Here is a 20,061-nt window from a genome sequence, read left to right as displayed (position 1 = left end):
ACAAATCGTCGATGGACCGTGGTTTCGGCACGCATGAAAATCAAGGCTCTGACCATCACGAAGGAGCACGTCATGGCCACGCGGACATCTGCAAATGGCAGATTCCCGAATCAATCGGCGGACGCTTGCCCGAGCCACCGGTATTCACCAGCCTTGACGATGAGCGGCAACATCGCAAGCTCAAACACGCTGCGGCATTCGCATCTTTGCGCGATTCGGGTTCGCTGAAGGCATAGCCGGACATATCACGGTCCGCGACACGACCGGTTTGGTGGGACCGAACCCGTCAACGCCGGTGCGGCGGCGATTCACTGCGACATCCGTGGCGCGAATACGGATGTCGTTGCAGCAGCCCATACACATACGCCTTGCGCCCGCGCGTTTTCAGCGCGCGCTCGGCGCCTTGCTCCCCTCAATCAGGAAGCCTGTCTCTTCCATGACGATCACGTGCCCATCAGGCCCTGAGGGCGACGCCACGCATCGGGCGCGATAAGCTTTTGGGCCCGCTATCGAGCCTCGGGAATAAAGCGCTCGCCGGCGTGGTTTAGCTCAGTGTACGCAGCATGATCGACAGGTCGCAGCGTTTCGCTACCAACCGCCGATCGACGTGAGTTGCGGCGGAAATGGAAGGAGGCGAACATGAACATCGCCGAGAAGTCCCTGCGGTTCCTGGTAGAAAAATGGCTTGCGCCGACTCCGGCGACGCGGCTCCGCGTAATTCAATTCGGCCGCACCGGTTGCGAGAGGAGACGCTACGTGCGCGTCGAGGCCTTGGCTCCGAGCGGTTCGCACGCAATTTTCTTCTTTCGCCACGATGACGGCTGCTGGTGCGTGTTTCCGCCGGCGATAGCACGGCCGGCATTGGCAGGTCATAGGCTTGCCGTGTAGGAGGGCGTCGCACGGACTGGAGGTGCCTACCGGAGTTACGCTGGCGGGTGCCCCGCAGGTCACTTGATTCGGCCGTGCGATGACGCGCAACAATCGAAGGGATACCTGTTCGTTTTCTCGCAAACGCATCAAAGGTTCTTTGCGACGCCGTCGAAGGTTACAAGGGTGAGTGGACGCGTGCCCGTGCTGCGGTGCAGGTCATCAGCAAACGCCGTACGACGTGGTTCGGTGGCCAGCAAACCCGCGTCGTGCCCGTGCCGTGCAGGTGAGGGCGGTGACCAGGCCGTCGCCACGGGCGGCGCGTTATTCGCATCCATTTTTTCAGTTCGAAGCGGGAATAAATCGCCAGCGACGTCGGTTAAGGCCAAGAGAGCATGCCGGCGATCAAACAGGCGGTCCGCTTGTTTGATTGCGGTGCGTGAATCATTTACGCCGATCCGGCGCAAGCCTGAAGACTGGAGCGCTTCGCGATGCTCGAGAGCAAGTCCGCCGGCCAGGGGAAACCAGCGGCTCCCCCGTATCTCGCGGCAGCATCCGACTTCGCGCGTCGGCGCAGCCGGGGCGTCAGGGGTGCCGAGAATCTGGTCCAGGACGGCTATCTAAGTGCAGTCTTTTCCTTCGGCATTCCCTGCCAGGTACCCGAGATCGATGATGAGATCGCCGCTAAGTCACCATGAGATTGCCATTCTGTTTCTACTGCTCGATGCGCCCAGCCAGGTCGCGCCTGGTGATCCCGATGCGATCGCCCTTCAGGAAGCCCGCCTCGTCGAAATCGTATCTACGGCTTTTGACGATGAAAGACTTCGGCTGACGCCAGCCGGTGCGGAACTACTCCGTCGTCTTGGGATGACAGCGAGTTGAAGTACAAATTGGTTGGCGTCGCAATCAGCGATTGCGCGCGTGGAAGTCAGCATGGGTCAGGAGCAGCAACTCGTGAGGCGGCTATCGTGGAATGGGTCGAAACGCCGATATGTGTTTGCTATCGCGAGCATCTAATTACTCAGTTAGCATAGGCACATCGATGGCCTATCGTTGATCGGGGCAGCTTTAAATGGAGAATCACCACGAACACACCCGCTGGTTGGCGCCATCGGGCGATAAATTGGCTATTGGTAGTGAGACGTACATGCCAATTGAACCAGGACGAGGGGGCGGTGTGGTCGGCCATGGCTTCACTGGAAACAGGCAATACCGGTCGTGCAGTTGCGTTGCCACATCATGGAATCCAGATAAGAACGTCGTTCCCTTCGAAAGCCGCCACCCAAGTGCTCTCTGAAATAGCTGGATCGATGCCGCGACGCGGGAAGGCGACGCGGCAACAGCATCGGGAATCACCCGGTCACCGCACCGTTAAGAGGTGACAGCAAGCGCATGACTCTAAAAAAAAGGCGCCTGTCGGGCTATAGCCGTGACCTATCAATAGCATTGCAAAAATCTCATGCTATTAGTGCTCACACTCGCATATATTTTATTTGCTGTAGGCCTACCGACGCAGACCATCCCAGTCCAATGCGCGCCACGTCATCTGTCATTGAACCAACACCATGCACGTCGGGTGACAGCGGTAGTACACCAAAAAGGGCCCACCCTATGATTTCCCGGCGACCCCGCCGATGCGGGATCGGCGATGCGCCACAAAAGCAGGTGCCGTAGAAGAAAAGGTAGTGGATACGTCCCTCAAGGAGATAGCGCATGTCAACTGAAGCAAAGTGCCCGTTCAAACATGCCGCCGCCGGCGGCGGCACGACGAACCGTGACTGGTGGCCAAAGCAACTGCGGCTGGACCTGTTAAGCCAGCACTCCAGCAGGTCGGACCCGCTGGACGACAGCTTCAACTACGCCGAGGCTTTCAGGAGCCTCGATCTGGCTGCGGTGAAGAAGGATCTCGCCGCGCTGATGACCGATTCCCAGGATTGGTGGCCGGCGGACTTCGGCCACTACGGTCCGCTTTTCATCCGCATGGCCTGGCACAGTGCCGGCACGTACCGCATCGGCGACGGCCGCGGCGGCGCCGGGCGCGGCCAGCAGCGTTTCGCGCCGGTCAACAGCTGGCCGGACAACGTCAGCCTCGACAAGGCGCGCCGTCTGCTCTGGCCGATCAAGCAAAAGTACGGCCAGAAGATTTCCTGGGCCGATCTGCTGATCCTCAGCGGCAACGTCGCGCTCGAAACCATGGGCTTCAAGACGTTCGGCTTCGGCGGCGGCCGCCCCGACACATGGGAGCCGGACCTGGACGTCTACTGGGGCAACGAAAAGACCTGGCTGGGCGGCGACGTCCGTTATGGGAAGGGAGCCGCAGGCGTTGACGACGACGGCGGCGTGATCGTCGCCGACGAAGAAAAGCACGGTGAAGAGGTGAGCCGCGACGACAAGGGTCGCAACCTGGAAAACCCGCTGGGCGCCGTGCAGATGGGCCTGATCTATGTCAACCCGGAAGGCCCGGACGGCAATCCGGACCCGATTGCCGCGGCACACGACATCCGCGAAACCTTCGCTCGTATGGCGATGAACGACGAGGAAACTGTCGCGCTGATCGCCGGCGGCCACACCTTCGGCAAGACGCACGGCGCCGGTCCGGCCGATAACGTCGGTCCCGAACCCGAGAGCGCCGATCTCGAGAATCAGGGGCTGGGCTGGAAGAACAGCTTCGGCACCGGCAAGGGTGCCGACACCATTACCAGTGGTCTGGAAGTCACCTGGACCACCGCGCCGACGAAATGGGACAACGGCTTCTTCGAGAACCTGTTCAAGTACGAATGGGAACTGACCAAAAGTCCGGCCGGCGCCAATCAATGGGTCGCGAAGGGCGCTGACGAGACGATCCCGCACGCTCACGATCCCTCGAAGAAGCAGCGACCGACGATGCTGACCACCGATCTCTCGCTGCGTTTGGACCCCGTCTACGAGAAGATTTCGCGGCGCTTTCTGGAGAATCCCGACCAGCTCGCCGATGCCTTCGCCCGTGCATGGTTCAAGCTGACGCACCGCGACATGGGACCGCGCGCTCGCTACCTTGGGCCGGAAGTGCCCGCTGAAGAACTGATCTGGCAGGACCCGATTCCGGCGGTCGACCACCCGCTGGTCGACGAGCAGGACATTGCGTCGCTCAAGCAGAAGATTCTGGCGTCGGGGCTGCCCGTCTCGCAGCTGGTGTCGACGGCCTGGGCGTCGGCGTCCACGTTCCGCGGCTCGGACAAGCGCGGCGGCGCCAACGGTGCGCGCATTCGCCTCGCCCCGCAGAAAGACTGGGCCGTCAACCAGCCCGAGCAACTGGCGAAGGTACTGAAGGTGCTCGAAGGCATCCAGGGCGAGTTCAACGGCGCACAGTCCGGTGGCAAGAAGGTGTCGCTCGCCGACCTGATCGTGCTGGCAGGCGGCGCCGGCATCGAACAGGCGGCAAAGAGCGCCGGCCATCAGGTAACGGTGCCGTTTGCGCCGGGACGCATGGACGCCTCGCAGGAACAGACCGACGTTGAATCCGTCGGAGCGCTCGAACCGGTCGCCGATGGTTTCCGCAACTATCTGAACGGCAAGTTCGGTGTCCCAGCTGAGGCATTGCTGATCGACAAGGCGCAATTGCTGACGTTGACCGCGCCGGAAATGACGGTGCTCATCGGCGGCTTGCGCGCCCTGAAGGTCCAGGCCGGGCAGGACTCGCAGGGCGTTTTCACGAGCCGGCCAGAAACGCTGACCAACGACTTCTTCCGCAACCTGCTCGACATGGGTACGGAATGGAAATCGGTCTCGTCGGCCCAGGACCTGTTCGAGGGGCGCGACCGCAAGACGGGCGAGGTGAAGTGGACCGGCAGCCGCGTCGATCTGGTGTTCGGTTCGCATGCGCAGTTGCGGGCGGTGTCTGAAGTCTACGCAAGCGAGGACGGACAGGAAAAATTCGTCCGCGACTTCGTCGCAGCGTGGGTCAAGGTGATGAACCTCGACCGGTTCGACCTCTCGCCTGAGTAGGCGCCGCGGTTCCGTCAGGGTTGCCGCCCTGACGGGACTTTGCCCACCAGGCGAAAGATAGACTGCCAGGTTACGCTGCGGCTCTCGTTGTATCGGAGTCGCAGAGTTTGTTTTCGCCAGGTGCGACCGGCGATGCTTGGTTGCGGTGATGGGTTACGAACACAACCTAGGGGGAGGTTTCAATATAAATTGACATAATATAATTTATCAACATTTAGATTGTCAGGGCTTTTTAGAAGTGTCCGGTTTCCTGCTCCGGGCTGGCTGCTGTGGTGCATGCTGCGGCATCACCGCCAGCCCGGAGCCAGACCATGAACGGACGTGGATTCATCACGATCAGCATGCACGAGCTCGACCGTTTAAAGGTGATCCAGGCGATTGTGGAGCTGGGACTCAAGCCCGCGCTTCGGTCGCTACCAGCCGCAATCGGAAACACGCGACGTGCCGACTAAAATGCCTGTCGCCCGCTTCAAGCCTCAGGCCCTGGCCGCACCAACAACAACGGCGTGCGAGCAACGCGCGCGGTGCGGGCGGCCACGCTGCCAAGGAACCAGCGTGCGACGCCGCGTCGTCCGTGGGTGCCGACGACTATCAGGTCCGCATGCCATTGTTCCGCATCGCGGACGATCGCATGCGGCACGTCATCGCGCACCGGCGCCGTCTTGACGAGCGCCACCTCGGCGTCATTGGACAATTCGGCAAAGGACCTCGCCGCCGCCGCAAGACTCACCCTGCCTTCCTCGAGGAACGCCTCCTCGAGGACATGGATCGGCACGAGATCGGTCAGCCGGACGGCACGGTCAACCACATAGATCGCACGAAGGCGGGACTCGGGCGTCGCCATCTGTAGCCCGAAATGCAATGCGTCCAGCGAGGCGGCGCTGCCGTCCAGCGCGAACAGTATTCGCCGCGGCGACGTCTCGATCTCCGCTTCGTAGCTGGCGGGCACGATGAGAATCGAACACCGCGCCTGAGTGGTGACGAATTCCGATACGGTGCCTTCGACCCAGCGCAACATGCCATGATGCTGGCGCGCACCCACGACGAGTAGGTCCGCCTTCCAGTCAGCCGCGGCATCGATCAATGCATTAGCGGTGTAGCCGCCTTGCTTTGAAATTTCTATGACGCCCGTCTCCACGTCGATTGCGACATCCGTGAATATTTTTTTGCTTTCGCCACGGCTTCGGCGGCATCGCGGGCCAATTCGGCACGCGCGAGCTGCAGTTCGGCATCCGTCATCGACCCCAGCGGCAAGATGGCACGGGGATTTTCGGCGACACTCACAATGCGGATCTCAGCGCCCGGCAGTGTCATGTGGCGCACGTAGACCGCCGCACGCACCGCCTCCGGCGAAGCGTCGACAGCGATGAGTATCCGTTTGATTGCGCATGGAGCGTTTCCGCCGGTGCTCGTTGTGCTCATGATCCTGTCTCCATGTGGGCATTACATACAGCGCCGCAGACGGCAATGGCTCATTCTCTTCGCAGCGTTTTTCCACGAATTGACGTACGTCAAGTGGCGGCCATCGCGGGCGGTATGGTCCGGGTCGGGTACTCACGGCTAGGCCAGTCTCAATGGCATTTCCGCGCTCGCACATCGCGCCACTTGGCGGGCGTTCGCGCCGACGGCATTGCCGCCCACTGTGATTCGTGGCTGGATCAACCCATGATGCTCGCGGATGCAGTGTCCCTCAACAAAGACGGACTGCCGATCCTCGCGCAGACAGCAGGGTTCGGCGCCGCCGAACGCCCGGTGCGGTGGCCGCGCGGTGACGGCGGCTTACAGCCCCGACGGCATCTCATCCTGATCCTGCGGAGACCTGACCAGAAGCACCGGAACGTCCGCGCGTCGCAAGAACGCTTCCGCAACGCTGCCCAGTAAACATCGCCCTATCCCATGCCGGCCTTGCGTGCCCATCACCACGAGGCCGGCTCCCTGGCGTTGCGCGCAACGGGCAAGGCAGTGAGCGATATCGTCCGCTGCATCCTCTGTCTCGTCGATCTCGGTGTCGCCGGGTACGCCACGTTCGGTCATCGCCCGGCGCGCTTCATCGAGAGCGACTCGGCCGTCTTCGCGGAGCACTTTACGAAGCTGCTCGGGGTCGAAATAACCCGCATATCGGGACAGGCACCACGGATGGACGATATAAACCGCGTGAAGCCGCGCCTGCGTGAGCTGAGCGAATTCGAGCGCCTCATAAAGCGCCCATCTGGATGACTCGCTGCCATCCAGAGCCACGACGATTTTCTGATACATGAAGCGCTCCCTCGTTGGCGTTGCAGGAAACCTGCTCGACGTTTTGATAACGTCTATCGCCACAGGTCACTGGGTCATCGGCGCGAATGATTCCGACCGGTTGCCGCTGCGGGCACCGCAGACGCCGAAGACATCGCCGGCTCGGTCCGCACGTCGCAAGGCATGAGCGACTGGGTGGCGAGGCCGCCGGGCAGATTGTCCGCGAGATGCCACTGCCTGGCGGCGCCAACGGGCTGCTGAGGAGCGGCATCCCGCTGAAGAGCGGACATGATCTCGAAACACTGCCGCCTGCACGACAGCGCCTGGGCGAATCCCACAGGCGCGAGCAAGGTCGGCAGGCAAAGCATTTCCGGCAGATTGTTCGCTACACACGTGCGCGCACGGGCCTCCTGGGTTTCAGCGAGTCCAAACCGGAATGCCTGCAGATTCAACGCGGTCAGCCGTTCAGAAGCGTCGCAGCACCGGCTGGTGATGTCGAACAGCCGGTCGAAGCCATTGCTTTCCATGTCAAGCCATTGCTCGGGAATGATCTGAGCCGTCATGCCTCCATGCTCAATGCAAAATTGCCAGCACCCTGCAAGCCGCTGCCCGCTAGATGCCCGGCATCATTTGATACGGCTCGGTGTGATCTTCCACGCGCTTCACGCCGGGGATGTTTTGCGCCGCCACACGAACTGCTTCGACTGCTTCCATCGAATGGAACACGCCCCACAGATGCACGACGCCGTTGGTGACGACGAGATTGCGCCCGGCGAAGCTCCACTTGCGACCCGCCAGTTCACCCATCAACATCGCCCGGATCTCGGCGTCAGAGAGCGTCACATCCGTTGACGGCTCGTCCGGCACGCTTGCGAGCGCCTGCACGAGGTTGGCTCGGCTCACGATGCCCAACAGCCGCCCCGCCTTCGTCACAGGCACGCGTTTGATGCGCCGCGTTTCGAGCATGCTGGCCACTTCGCCGAGCGGCGTGTCGGGCTCAACGGTCACCACGTCGGTGGTCATCACGTCGCACACTTTCACCGCATGCGTCTTGATGTAGTCCCGCGCTTCGTGGCTTGCGGACCAGAGATCGAGCCACGAGGTACGCGGGCGCTCGTCAGTGCCGATTTCACTGCGGCGAAGCAGATCGCCTTCGCTGATCATGCCGGCGATATGGCCGTCCGGGTCCAGGACCGGCGCGCCGCTAATGCCGTTGTCGACAAAGATTCTGGCGGCCTCCCGGACGGTCATATCAGGGGTGACTGATATGACATTGCTGGTCATGACATCGGATGCGCGCATGGTAAGCCTCCTGAACAGTTAGGGTCCTTCAATTCGTGAGACTCGCCTCTCTCGGCCGTCAATATCCGAGCGTCGGCAAGTCCTCGTCAGATTTGAGATTAGGCCCACAAGGCAGGCACTCATTTGACATGGATCATCTCGAAGGCCGTTGCCCGCACCTGTCGATTGATCCGCCCTGACCACGCTATCCCGCTTGACTCCAATCAAACCGGCATCGGCCGTCTGCTGTCGAATAGTCCGCGGGGCTTGCCGACGCGACAATGCGTGCACCAGCCATCGGTGTCTCGCCTGACGCGTTCGGCATCCTTGTCGACTACGCGCTGCTGTTGCCGCGCCGCCGCGCGATTCTTCTCTTGCCGCGCCCCCGTTACTGCACTGGCTGCATACATCTCGCGAGCAATGGCTCACCTGAGGTCTGGCAAAGCCATAACGACCAGTGCGGCCTGATCTGGAGAAAGTGTCGGTGCGGGATGACCTAAGTCAATTACCCCGTATCCGTGAAGAAGATACTGATCCCCACGCAATCACCGTCCGGAGAAAGATCATGGTCCAACTTATGAAAGCTGCCGTCGTTCACGAATTCGGCGCTCCGCTGCGTATCGAAGAGGTCCCCGTTCCGACGCCCGGGCACGGACAGATTCTCGTCAATATCAAGGCGTCCGGCGTGTGTCACACGGACCTGCACGCGGCTGACGGCGACTGGCCGGTCAGGCCCACACTGCCCTTCATTCCCGGCCACGAAGGTGTCGGCTATGTGGCCGCCGTGGGCGAAGACGTCACGCATGTCAAGGAAGGCGATCGCGTCGGCGTGCCGTGGCTGTATACCGCCTGCGGTCATTGCGAGCATTGCCTCGGAGGATGGGAAACGCTGTGCCATGAGCAGCAGAATACCGGCTACTCGGTCAACGGCGCCTACGCCGAGTACGTTCTGGCCGATCCTGACTACGTCGGCTACCTGCCTTCGTCCGTTGCGTTTGAAGATATCGCACCGATCCTCTGCGCAGGGGTGACCGTGTACAAAGGCATTCGCATGACGGACACACGTCCTGGTCAATGGATCACGATCTCCGGAATCGGCGGCCTGGGTCACGTCGCGGTTCAATACGCGATTGCAATGGGCCTGCGCGTGGTAGCGGTCGACATATCCGCCGAGAAGCTTGCTCTCGCCCGCGAACTCGGCGCAACGCTCACGTTCGACGCTTCGCAATGCGACGCTGCGGCGGCGATCCAGAAGGAAATCGGTGGAACGCACGGCGTACTCGTCACGGCTGTATCGCGCAGCGCTTTCGCTCAGGCACTCGGCATGGTGCGCCGGGGCGGAACCATCGCGCTCAATGGGCTGCCGCCGGGCGACTTCCCGCTACCGATCTTCTCGACCGTGCTCAACGGCATTACCGTGCGAGGTTCCATTGTCGGCACCCGCAAGGACTTGCAGGAATCACTCGAATTCGCCGCGCAAGGCCGCGTTCGCGCGCGGATCCATCTCGATCGCCTGGACAATATCAATCATGTTTTCGCCGAATTGAAGAGTGGTCGTGTCGATGGCCGCATCGTGCTGAAGCTCGATTGAGTGACGCAATCGACAAACGAAACAATGGACGCGAACGCCTCAGCGGCTCGCGTTCCTTCCACCAATAACGTGTAGACGGATCCTTTCGGGGGCGGACCGTGAAAGGTCCGGACGGACCCACGACGCAATAGAGCGACGTCGCTAGAGCGACGTCGCTCAACGACACTCGCGCGGCTGAACCGACAGCGTATTCGCCATCTTGAGCCGCACCCAGTCCATACCTTCACGCAAACCCGCCAGTACCGCTTCGCGCTCAGTGGGAAAAATACTGCTGTGCGTGAACTCGTGCTTGAAGATTCCCTCTGGCGTCTGATGGCTCAGCTGGATCGAGCAATCGAAACCGCCGGCTGTGGGATGTGTGGTTGCGATGACCGACCAGTCGTGGTCGCGCACGTTGCCCGAAATCGTCATGGATCGCTCCTATTGATGCTTCGTCAATGAGCCGCGCGCGGCGGACGCCGCATTCGCGGTGTCCGCGCTGCCGTCGCGAGCAGGCTTGTCTACCACACCGCCAGATTGTCGATGACCGCATGCACACCCGGCGCCGACCAGGCCACACCGCGCACGGCCGAGCGCTCCGCCATCGAGTCGACGGTGCCCGTCAGCGTAACGGTTCCCTCATGCACCTTGACGCCGATGCGCTTCGCCTCGCGTTCGGCGTGACGTTGTAGCGCCTTGCTGATCTGTTCGCCTATCTCGTGAGCGGCCGCGTCGCCGACTATGGTGATCAGGTTCGACACGCCTATGACGCCTCGCATGTGTGAAATCGTGCGCGTCGCGACATGGCTCTGATAAGCCGAGTCAACCTCGCCGCGCAACGTCACCCAACCCTTCTCCACCTGCACCTTGACCGCCTCCTCGCTCAACCCGACCGTCCAGTGCACGATCGCGCGAACGGCCTTGGCGATTTCTTCGTCGGTCCGCACGTCCTCATCCAGCAGACGAACGTCCATTTCCACAACGACGGCCTTCACCCCGGCCACACGCTGCGCGGCTTTTTCCGCCGCGAGCTTTTCGGCGTAGTTCGCCGGATGGCCCGATAGCGTCACGACGCGCTCATGCACTTCGACACCGATGTCCGTGACGTTGACCGCCGGATCCCACTCCAGCTCGTCTTCGACCTGCCGTTTCAATTCCATGTCCGACTTCATTGCGTGCTCCCCATTTCCATCAAGCCAGCCGGCGTCATGCGGCGCGCGGCATCAGCTCAGTTGATCTCAAGGCGCTTGCGTTCGGATGCCGCCTTCTTCGGTAAGGTCAACGAGAGCACCCCGTCCTTATACTCCGCCGCCGCGGCGCTCTCATCAATTTCGCTCGCCAGGGAAAATGCGCGGCTCACAGCACCCGTATAACGCTCGCGACGAATCACCCGCTCGCCTTCTTTCATTTCCTGATTCCGTTCGACTTTTGCGCTGATCGAAACGAGGTTGCCGTCGATCTTCACGTCGATATTGTTCTTCTCGACGCCCGGCAGTTCGGCCTTCACGGTGTAGCCGCTATCGCTCTCGGTCACGTCGACCTTGATGTCGGCAAGCTGCGCTTCGCCGCCAGCGCTGCGTAGCGGCCGGAACAATCCCTGGAAGAGCTCCGACATGGGCTCGAGTGGAAACGGATCAAATCGGGTCAAGTTACTCATGGTCCCGCTCCTGACTTAGTCAATGACATTACCGATACAAACTCGCATTGCATGCCTTGTCCCGCCCTGCTTTACGCAGAAGCTGCAGGCCGTGACCGGCGTACCCAGTGTGCCCGGATGCATGGCGTTTGCTGAACGCATCAAGCCCGCTGTATCAATCACTTTAGGCTCGCCCGCGAGGCGCCGGTTGACATGTGTCAAACGCGCTGCATCGCCCGTGTGGACCAGCGCGGCGCATACCGGGCGCGACTTCGCGCTGCTCGTCGTGGCGCTGGCGCTGCCCGGCTTTTGGCGCGTCCCGTCGTGGGCGGTCGTACTGATCACGGCCGTGCTCGCGTGGCGGGTCGTGTTGAGCTAGTCTCGTTTCTTGCCGGCCGCGCGGATCATATGCGCTGCGCTGACTGGCCCCGTCGCGCGCCGTTGATCCAACTCGATGGAGTGTCCCCACCGCGCGCGTATGGTCCAGGCGCGACCTCCACGGCCGTCAGGGGAGCAATACGCTGAACAGCAGATCAAGGAAGAAAAGCCGACGCTGCGCATTCTCGTGCTGAATTGCCGATCAACCTAAGACACGAACCCTGCGAGATCCCACCGGTCGCCGACCTGGATGCAACCCGATCGCTCGCAAAAGAACGATGATTGACGAACTTGCTTCTATCAGTACCCACTGATCAGGCACTAACGTCGGTAAAACGGCAGGCGCAGCAATTTTGGTCTGACTACTCCGAACAGATCCGCGCCGCACGACCGCGCGAGCGACACCGACTGCTCAATAAAAACTGAACTTCCCCTAAGATCAACGTCCTCTCGGCCGCAATCGAAGACAAGAGTGTCGATTGACGAATTTAATGCGGACCGGTTGAAATTCAGGACTCCATTTCCTTCCGCGTATAAATAAGTCGTCAATTCCCACCCCGTCTGAAATCTGGGTTGAGACAGAATCAATGTGATCGACGATTACCCGCCGGCAGCCCAGGATGCTGAACCACGAGGGGTCGGACCGCCCAGATTACACGGCGCTTGAGCGATCACGGCGCTTGCAGCGTCCCGTCTTTCAATCTCGTCTGGGTCCAGGTCGTGACGCTGTTCTCGCACGGATATTTCGCCGCTTCGGCTTCGTCGATATCCACGCCGAGCCCCGGCTTGTCATTGGCGTAGACGTAGCCGTCCCGGAACTCAGGAAGTCCCGGGAATACGTCGAGCAATGCGGCCCTCGGGCCTTTGAGATCCTGAATCACGAAATTGGGCGGCTCGGTGCCGGACCATTCCTGCACACCGAAATTGCGTGAGGCCAGATCGATGTGGATGTTTGCCGCGTGCGCCATCGGCGACATGTCGCCCGGCCCGTGCCACGCCGTCCTTACGCCGAACTGCTCGGCGAATATCTGCAGCTTTCGCCCCGCCGTGATGCCGCCGATCTGGCTCAGATGCACGCGAATGTAATCGACCAGCCGTTCGGTGATCAGAAAACGCCATTCATACGGATTGTTGAACAGCTCGCCCTGAGCCAACGGCGTGGTCGTCTTCGCACGCAGCTGCCGCATCCATTCGCCCTCCTCCAGCGGGATTGCGTCTTCGAGGAAGAACAGATCGTACTGCTCCAACTCGCACGCGAAACGGATCGCTTCGACCGGTTTCAGACGTTCATGTACGTCGTGACACAACGCGACGTCAAAGCCGATCTTGCTGCGAATGCCGTCGAACAGTTTGAGCGTCTCGCGCATGTACTTCCTGCTGTCGAGATACACGCCGTCCGCCGAACCTGACGGCGCATTCGAAGGCGCCTTGCCATAGCCGCCCCCGCCATACCCTCCGCTCTGACAACGAATATGCGTGATGCCCTCCTCGCGATACTTCTGGATGTTCTCGCAAAGCTCGTTGAGATCGCGGCCATCCGCATGCCGGTAAATCGGCACACCTTCACGGCACTTGCCGCCGAACAACTGATACAACGGCATCTTCGCCAGCTTGCCCTTGATATCCCACAGCGCCATGTCGACGCCGGAGATCGCGTTGTTCTCGATCGGCCCGTTACGCCAGTACGCATTCTGATGCATCAGTTGCCATAGCTCCTCGATTGCCTCGGCATCGCGACCGATTAGCAGCGGCCGCAGATACTCCTCGATGAGGCACTTCACGGCGACGTGCCGGTAGGCGAACGTCGCACATCCGAGACCGACCAGACCAGGCTGGTTCGTCTCCACCTTCACGACGATCAGGTTGATGCCTTCCGGCGCGGTCAGGATGACTTTTACATCGGTAATCAGAGTTGCCATTTTCAGCCTGCCAAAAACGAATCAAGGAAAACAAAGCTGCTCAAGTGGAGCGTCACGTGCGATGCAGCGACAGCGGCGCTTCACGCTTTGCGCGCTGATCGGAATGCGCGGGCACGGTTATCATCAGGATCACGGAGAGCAGCAAGCCGCCCGCCATAAAAATGTACGAAGCCGCCGGGCTGCCGGTCGCGCCGTTCAGATATCCCACCACCCACGAACCCGCGAACGCACCCAACGCACCGCATGCATTGATCAGGCCGATCGCGCCGCCCAGCACGTTGCTCGGAATCAGCTCGGGCACCAACGCGAAGAACGGGCCATACGGCGCGTACATGCTTGCGCCTGCCACGACCAGCAGCACGAACGAGATCCAGAAATGGGAGCCGCCGATCAGGTAGGAGGCGACGAACGCGATGGTCCCGACCAGCAGCAATGGCCACACGAACAGCTTGCGGTTGCGCGTCTTGTCCGATAGCCACGACGCAAGCAGCATCAAAATGATTGCCGCGAGATACGGCACCGCCGCGAGCCAGCCGACCGAGACAATATCGATCGTCGACGCGGCCTTGAGAATCGACGGCAGCCACATGATGAAGCCGTACACACCGATGCTCCACAGCGCGTGAATCGCGCAGAACTTCATCACGATCGACGAGCGGAACGCCGACTTGTAGTCGCGCACAGGGGCAATATGAGCCTGCTCCGCCTTCAGACGTGCGTCGAGTTCGACCTTTTCCGCGTCGCTCATCCACGGGGCGTCGGCCGGACGATCTTTCACCGTGAACCACCACACCACTGCCCAGACAAGCGCCGGGGCGCCTTCGAAGACGAACATCTCGCGCCAGCCGAAACTGCGCACCAGATAGCCCGACACCACCGACATCCACAGCACCGTCACCGGGTTACCCAGAATCAGGAACGTGTTGGCGCGCGAACGCTCGCTGCGCGTGAACCACCGGCTGATGTACATCAGCATCGACGGCATCACGGCGGCCTCCACCACACCGAGGATGAATCGCAGCGCCATCAGCATCGGAATGTTGCTGACCATGCCCGTGGCCGCGGCACACACACCCCACAGAATCAGACTGAAGAAGATCAGTTTTTTGACGCTATTGCGCTGCGCGTAGATTGCCCCGGGCACCTGAAACAGGCAGTAGCCGAGAAAGAACAGCGAGCCGATCAGCGACGACGTGCCGTGTGTGATACCGAGGTCCTTGTCGATTCCGGCCGCCGCGGCAAAGCCGTAGTTCGCGCGGTCGAGATAGGCGAGACTGTATGTGATGAAGATGATGGGCATCAGATACCACCATCTTTGGGGTGCTACGGGCTTGACGCTTTCCATGATGTCTCCGGATCGGTACGGCGCATACAACGGTTGACTGCGCGCGAGTCGTTTTTTTGTTCTGCTGTACTCGCGCGGCCCTGCATTCAAATCGGCTTCAAAGTACGGCCAGCCAGCCGCCGTCCACGTAAATGATCTGACCGTTCACATAGCTCGACGCGGGCGACGCGAGATACACCGCCGTGCCGACGAGTTCATCCGGTGTGCCCCAGCGTTGCGAAGGGTTGCTGCTTTTCACCCACGCATCGAAGGCCGCGTTCTCGATCAGCGGCTTGTTCATGTCGGTCAGGATGTATCCCGGACCAATCGCGTTCGCCTGGATGTTCGAGACCGCCCATTCGGCGCTCATTGCGCGGGTCAGCATCTTGATGCCGCCCTTCGCCGCCGTGTACGCGCCGACTGTCGCCCGCCCTGCTTCGCTCGTGAGCGAGCCGATGTTGATGATCTTGCCGCCCGTGCCGCGCGCGATCATGCGGCGCGCGGCCTGCTTCGCGACGATGAACGCGCTGGTCAGGTTCGTGTCGATCACGCGCTGCCAGTCGCTCAGTTCAAGATCGACGAGCGGCTTGCGGAACTGGATGCCCGCGTTATTCACGACGATATCGATTGGCACGCCGTCCCTGTCCCACTGCGCGAAAGCCTCGGCGACGGCCGCTTCGTCGGTGACGTCGAAGGCACGGCCCTGCGCCTTGTAGCCTACGCTGGCGAGCTTGCTGACCGATTCAGCGACCGTATCCGCACGCGTGCCGTTGAGCACGACGCTGGCGCCCGCCGCCGCCAATCCCTCGGCCAACGCGTAGCCAATACCGCGTGCCGAGCCGGTGATAAGCGCCGTGCGGCCGCTCAGATCGAATAGATGGGTCATGCTGGGTCCTCTGTGTGGTCAGGAAAAAGGCGCGAGGGCGCCCATCGCGACGGCGCTGTGCGTCGCGATTCAAGTGGGTTGGATGCGCTGCTGGCGAAACCGGACTGCGTCAGGCCGGCTGGTCGTTGGCGGTGCTGTTCAACGCGGCGCGGTCCTCGAAATCCTGCTCGGCGCGCCTGATCAGCGTCAGCACGGCCTGTTCGGCGGCTTCCGGATCGCCCTGCTCGATCGCCACGCATAGCGCCTCGTGCATCGGCAGCGAACGGGCCGGACCGCCCGCGATTTCGGAACTGAGTTCGAAGCTCGTGCGCAGGATCGCCGACAGCGCGTTCTGCATCTGCTGGACGAACTGGTTGTGACAGGCGGCAAGGATGGCGCCGTGAAACGCGAGGTCGGCGGGGACATATTCGCCGTGGCCGGCCACCGCACGCTCCATCGCCTTGAATGCGCGGCGCACGGCGATGCGATCTTCCGGCGTCGCGCGTTTCGCGGCGAGCCTGGCTGCGTTCGGCTCGATGATCAGCCGCAACTCCATCAGATCTTCGATGAGCCCCGGTTCGATCGCGCCGGCGCGCGCACGCCAGGTGATCACGTCGGGATCGAACAGTTGCCATTGCGCGCGCGGCAGCACGATCGTGCCGTAGCGGCGACGCACTTGCAGCATGCCCTTGGCCGAGAGCGACTTCATCGTCTCGCGGATGGTGATGCGGCTCACCTGCATCTGTTCGGCCAGGATCGGCTCGGCCGGCAGGATGTCACCGGGCATGAATTTACCTGAACAGATCTGCTCGCCCAGCTGATTCAGGACCTGCCTGTGTAGCGTTGCCACGATTTACTCTCTAGGTCATACGTATGATGTAGAAAGATAGATGTGACAAGGGCGTTGTGCAACCAGGGATGACCCTCGAGGGTCGCGGCAGACATACAACGGACCGCAGTCCCGGGAGATCCCAATCAACTGCGGCCACTGTTCAGACTTGGAATCCCGTCAGCGGGCCGCGGACACCTGACCTTAATCGGACACACGCTGAGTAGCGGTGGGTGGCGCGATAGCGCCGGATGTCGTTGTATCGGTTCATTTGTGCAGAGGCGCCGACCACCTCCGGCATCCCTTGACGTGGACTTCCGAGTGAACGCAACAGAGAACGCCGCGCCAAACGGGGCGAGCTGCCCGTTCGCGTGCGCGAGCCCGCGGATCGAAAATGTCGAGGAAGCACGGCGCGTCGACCGTTGTGACGCTGCCGAAACCAGACAGTGCCTGCAGCAGGCGTTCATGCTGTCGGCGCGCGCTTTTGCCGGGCAAGTCGCCTAAGGATCGCCCTCAACGCCGTCGCCAGCGCTGCCGCGTTCGTTCGTGCCATGCCGATTCTTTTCGTTGTAAGCATGGACGCCATGCTGAGCCAGCATTGCGGAAAACCGGCCAAGCGAATCGGGCCGTTTGCACCGCGAAACTATGCCGGATGAAATAGCGACGAAGGACCCGCCTATTTCTTCCCTCGCTTCAATCATCCGCGCGCAGTCTGATAGCGTGCCCTCTTGCACCGGTGCGAAGCTGCCGATCAACGTACGCGACAACCAACCGCACGTTGAAGGACACGATGACAGACGGCGCATAAGCATTGACGTTGGCCACGCTGCTGACGCCGCGCAGCCGCAACCCGGCAGTCGAGGCTTAAACCCCTGTCACTGCTTCTCCGGCATAGCCGATGAATGGTGACTCGTAATCAGCCATTGCACGCCATCCCAGTGATAGGTGTACGTGTAACGGGCCTTTACAACCGCTCCAGTTCTTGCGAAGGTAAATGTGTAAAGCCCAGCGTCCACAGCAGAATTGCACCCCAGTTCAATGTAGCGGAAATCAATCTTTCCGGACGGCCTATCTTGCAGGAAATGATGGAAGTATTCTTCTTTGTCTGCGACCGTCAGGCGCGGCTTGTTGGATATCGTTGGAAGAAGAATTGACCGCTCCGCATAATTGGCGACCACCTTGTGCGGATCACCGGTTTGCAGCGACTGATTCCATCGATCAAACAACGCCGCAATCTCTTGATCTGACGTGACCTTACAGCTTTCTGTGTGCGACGCAGACGCAGGCGCGTTGTTTGACATGCCTTGGTTCGCGGCGCATCCGGCGAGCGCGACAGCCAGAACAGCGATGGTAAATAGCTTCATGGCGCACTTCTCCAATCAGGAGGTGGGAGGAAGACACAACGCCTGCAGTATGGCCCGTCCGTTGCGTATGAGCCATATCGGACTAACGGCCTCTGGGCCGACAGACGCCGCCGTCGCCGTTCCTGGGATCAGACGCGACTTGCGCTGCACCAGTCCACGCGTGTCGATCGATGGGAAACCAGCGCGTCGGCCGCCGTCGTTTCCCGAAAGCGGATATCGCGGCCTTGCCGCCACGAACGCATCGCGAATGATCGACCCGCAACGATCCCCCGCAATATGCGTCCAAGCGGCCGTTGCTTGACCCATAGCAGCCGCACCGGTTGCTGCGAGCGAAGCATCGGGAAGCGCGAGTACCGCCAAGGTTGATACTCGCCAACCCTTAGAGTTCAGGACGCGATTGTCGCTTTACAGACCTCACCGTTGTTTCGCTTGCTCACGGCGACACGGACGTCAAAAATCTCTCACTTTCCTGCATCGGAACGATTAGAAATTGCGGCACAGGGCAATCGGCGGATTTTGGCAATCGCAGCGCACCTTTACGATCGTTACAGCATCACGCGATCAGAAAAGGCCGCGGAAGTGCCAGAGTTTCCTTCAATCCGTCGACGCAACCTAGTGAGCGCCCGAGCATGAAAAACCTGAAATTCTTCCCTCCTCTTCTGATGATGGTGTTCGCGCTGCAGCCGCTTCTGGCAGAGGCAGACGTCACGGTCAAGATCGGCCAGGTATCACCATTAACTGGCGAGCTGTCCCACATAGGCAAGGACGACGAGAATGGCGTCCGGCTCGCAATCGAGGATCTCAACGCGAAGAAACTCCGTATCGGAGGGCAGCCGGTCACGTTCGTACTGGATTCGCAGGACGACGCCGCCGACCCGAAAACCGCCGTGACTGTAGCGCAAAAACTGGTCGATGACCGCGTTGCAGGCGTGGTCGGCCACGCCAACTCCGGCACGTCGATTCCCGCATCGAAGATCTATTCGGATGCAGGGATACCGATGATCACCGAGTCCGCTACCAACCCCAAGCTCACGGCGCAGGGCTACAAGAACGTCTTTCGCATGGTTGCGAACGACGTGCGACAAGGAACGGTCATCGGCACCTATCTTGTGAAGGAACTGAAGTCGACGAAGATTGCGATCGTCGACGATCGAACAGCCTACGGACAGGGACTCGCCGACGAAGTCGAAAAAGCGGTCAAGGCTTCGGGAGGCACCGTTGTCGCGCGTGAATACGGCACCGACAAGACCACTAACTGGATGGCGGTCCTCACGACTATCAAGAGCCACGTCCCCGATGGGATCGTCTTCACAGGCGGAGATACGCAAGCGGCCGCATTCGTCCAGCAGGCGCAGAAGTTGGGTCTGAAGGCCAAACTCATCGCGGGTGATGAGGCCTGTACGCCGCAATTCATCAAGCTCGCGGGTGCCGCGATGAACAGCGGCACGTATTGCACGCTGGCGGGCGTGCCGCCGTCGAAAATGCCGCAGGGGGACGCCTTCTTCAAGCGCTACCAGCAGCGGTTCGGCGTTCCAGTGCAACTCTACGCGCCGTATGCGTATGACGCCGTGATGGCGATGGCCGGTGCGATGCAGGCTGCCGAGTCGGTCGACCCGAAAGTCTATTTGCCGAAGCTTCAGAAGCTTGCACTGGACGGTGTGACGGGACCGATCAAGTTCGACGAAAGCGGCGACATTCGCAACGGCGCGATTACTGTCCGGCAGTTTGGCCAGGGCGACTGGCACGACGCGAGCGTCGTCAGATAAGCCACTTTCGTCACGATGATCAACTCGAGGTCCGTCACGGAAA

At 61.0% G+C, this 20,061-nt stretch carries 18 protein-coding genes and 1 pseudogene; 7 read left to right on the top strand and 12 right to left on the bottom strand.

The window, feature by feature from the left end; all coding sequences use genetic code 11:
- Positions 1 to 306 precede the first annotated feature (306 nt).
- From FVF58_RS53280 to katG, 4 genes are all read left to right on the top strand, one after another.
- Positions 307 to 465, top strand: coding sequence for a class II aldolase/adducin family protein (locus FVF58_RS53280; RefSeq protein ID WP_342802426.1), 159 nt, complete (start codon positions 307 to 309; stop codon positions 463 to 465).
- Between the two features lie 174 nt (positions 466 to 639).
- A complete protein-coding gene (locus FVF58_RS36240; protein ID WP_149674527.1) occupies positions 640 to 888 on the top strand; it encodes a hypothetical protein in 249 nt (82 codons plus the stop codon).
- 470 nt (positions 889 to 1,358) lie between these two features.
- Positions 1,359 to 1,565: a hypothetical protein gene (locus FVF58_RS51750; protein ID WP_188131029.1), complete on the top strand. Its 207-nt coding sequence runs from the start codon at positions 1,359 to 1,361 to the stop codon at positions 1,563 to 1,565.
- Between the two features lie 1,015 nt (positions 1,566 to 2,580).
- Entirely contained in the window at positions 2,581 to 4,851 is a 2,271-nt protein-coding gene (katG, locus tag FVF58_RS36230) for a catalase/peroxidase HPI (protein WP_149674525.1), read from the top strand.
- A gap of 469 nt (positions 4,852 to 5,320) precedes the next feature.
- Here the strand turns inward: katG and FVF58_RS36225 are convergent.
- The 4 genes and pseudogenes from FVF58_RS36225 to FVF58_RS36210 all read right to left on the bottom strand — a co-directional run bounded on the left by FVF58_RS36225 (position 5,321) and on the right by FVF58_RS36210 (position 8,388).
- Positions 5,321 to 6,273 (bottom strand): annotated as a pseudogene (locus tag FVF58_RS36225) (universal stress protein).
- A 357-nt stretch (positions 6,274 to 6,630) separates the two neighbouring features.
- Positions 6,631 to 7,107: a universal stress protein gene (locus FVF58_RS36220; protein ID WP_149674524.1), complete on the bottom strand. Its 477-nt coding sequence runs from the start codon at positions 7,105 to 7,107 to the stop codon at positions 6,631 to 6,633.
- 74 nt (positions 7,108 to 7,181) lie between these two features.
- Positions 7,182 to 7,649, bottom strand: coding sequence for a TIGR01841 family phasin (phaP, locus tag FVF58_RS36215; RefSeq protein ID WP_149674523.1), 468 nt, complete (start codon positions 7,647 to 7,649; stop codon positions 7,182 to 7,184).
- 49 nt (positions 7,650 to 7,698) lie between these two features.
- Positions 7,699 to 8,388 (bottom strand): CBS domain-containing protein, encoded by a 690-nt coding sequence (locus tag FVF58_RS36210; protein ID WP_149674522.1) that lies wholly within the window; start codon positions 8,386 to 8,388, stop codon positions 7,699 to 7,701.
- Between the two features lie 544 nt (positions 8,389 to 8,932).
- Between FVF58_RS36210 and adhP the strand changes: the two genes are divergently transcribed.
- Positions 8,933 to 9,958, top strand: coding sequence for an alcohol dehydrogenase AdhP (adhP, locus tag FVF58_RS36205; RefSeq protein ID WP_149674521.1), 1,026 nt, complete (start codon positions 8,933 to 8,935; stop codon positions 9,956 to 9,958).
- 156 nt (positions 9,959 to 10,114) lie between these two features.
- Here adhP and FVF58_RS36200 read toward each other — a convergent pair whose 3' ends face one another.
- The 3 genes from FVF58_RS36200 to FVF58_RS36190 form a co-directional block, all read right to left on the bottom strand.
- Positions 10,115 to 10,369: a UDP-glucose 4-epimerase gene (locus tag FVF58_RS36200; RefSeq protein WP_149674520.1), complete on the bottom strand. Its 255-nt coding sequence runs from the start codon at positions 10,367 to 10,369 to the stop codon at positions 10,115 to 10,117.
- 89 nt (positions 10,370 to 10,458) lie between these two features.
- The gene (locus FVF58_RS36195; RefSeq protein ID WP_149674519.1) at positions 10,459 to 11,109 is read right to left on the bottom strand and encodes a BON domain-containing protein; all 651 of its coding nucleotides are present in this window, start codon (positions 11,107 to 11,109) and stop codon (positions 10,459 to 10,461) included.
- Positions 11,110 to 11,165: 56 nt separating this feature from the next.
- Positions 11,166 to 11,594: an Hsp20/alpha crystallin family protein gene (locus FVF58_RS36190; RefSeq protein WP_149674518.1), complete on the bottom strand. Its 429-nt coding sequence runs from the start codon at positions 11,592 to 11,594 to the stop codon at positions 11,166 to 11,168.
- Positions 11,595 to 11,781: 187 nt separating this feature from the next.
- On the opposite strand from FVF58_RS36190, the gene FVF58_RS36185 reads away from it, so the two are divergent.
- The gene (locus tag FVF58_RS36185; protein ID WP_246217329.1) at positions 11,782 to 11,952 is read left to right on the top strand and encodes a hypothetical protein; all 171 of its coding nucleotides are present in this window, start codon (positions 11,782 to 11,784) and stop codon (positions 11,950 to 11,952) included.
- Positions 11,953 to 12,622: 670 nt separating this feature from the next.
- Here FVF58_RS36185 and FVF58_RS36180 read toward each other — a convergent pair.
- The 5 genes from FVF58_RS36180 to FVF58_RS36160 form a co-directional block, all read right to left on the bottom strand.
- Complete coding sequence (locus tag FVF58_RS36180; protein ID WP_149674517.1) at positions 12,623 to 13,870, bottom strand: enolase C-terminal domain-like protein; 1,248 nt, start codon at positions 13,868 to 13,870, stop codon at positions 12,623 to 12,625.
- Between the two features lie 52 nt (positions 13,871 to 13,922).
- Positions 13,923 to 15,215 (bottom strand): MFS transporter, encoded by a 1,293-nt coding sequence (locus FVF58_RS36175; protein ID WP_149674516.1) that lies wholly within the window; start codon positions 15,213 to 15,215, stop codon positions 13,923 to 13,925.
- 97 nt (positions 15,216 to 15,312) lie between these two features.
- A complete protein-coding gene (locus tag FVF58_RS36170) occupies positions 15,313 to 16,080 on the bottom strand; it encodes an SDR family oxidoreductase (protein ID WP_149674515.1) in 768 nt (255 codons plus the stop codon).
- Positions 16,081 to 16,189: 109 nt separating this feature from the next.
- Positions 16,190 to 16,909 (bottom strand): FadR/GntR family transcriptional regulator, encoded by a 720-nt coding sequence (locus FVF58_RS36165; protein ID WP_149674514.1) that lies wholly within the window; start codon positions 16,907 to 16,909, stop codon positions 16,190 to 16,192.
- Between the two features lie 854 nt (positions 16,910 to 17,763).
- Positions 17,764 to 18,252: a DUF4440 domain-containing protein gene (locus FVF58_RS36160; protein ID WP_149674513.1), complete on the bottom strand. Its 489-nt coding sequence runs from the start codon at positions 18,250 to 18,252 to the stop codon at positions 17,764 to 17,766.
- A 629-nt stretch (positions 18,253 to 18,881) separates the two neighbouring features.
- On the opposite strand from FVF58_RS36160, the gene FVF58_RS36155 reads away from it, so the two are divergent.
- A complete protein-coding gene (locus FVF58_RS36155; protein WP_149674512.1) occupies positions 18,882 to 20,018 on the top strand; it encodes a branched-chain amino acid ABC transporter substrate-binding protein in 1,137 nt (378 codons plus the stop codon).
- Positions 20,019 to 20,061: the final 43 nt, after the last annotated feature.

The organism is Paraburkholderia panacisoli (assembly GCF_008369935.1).
In the GTDB taxonomy this organism is placed as follows: domain Bacteria; phylum Pseudomonadota; class Gammaproteobacteria; order Burkholderiales; family Burkholderiaceae; genus Paraburkholderia; species Paraburkholderia panacisoli.
This window is presented reverse-complemented; position numbering and strand designations above follow the sequence as displayed.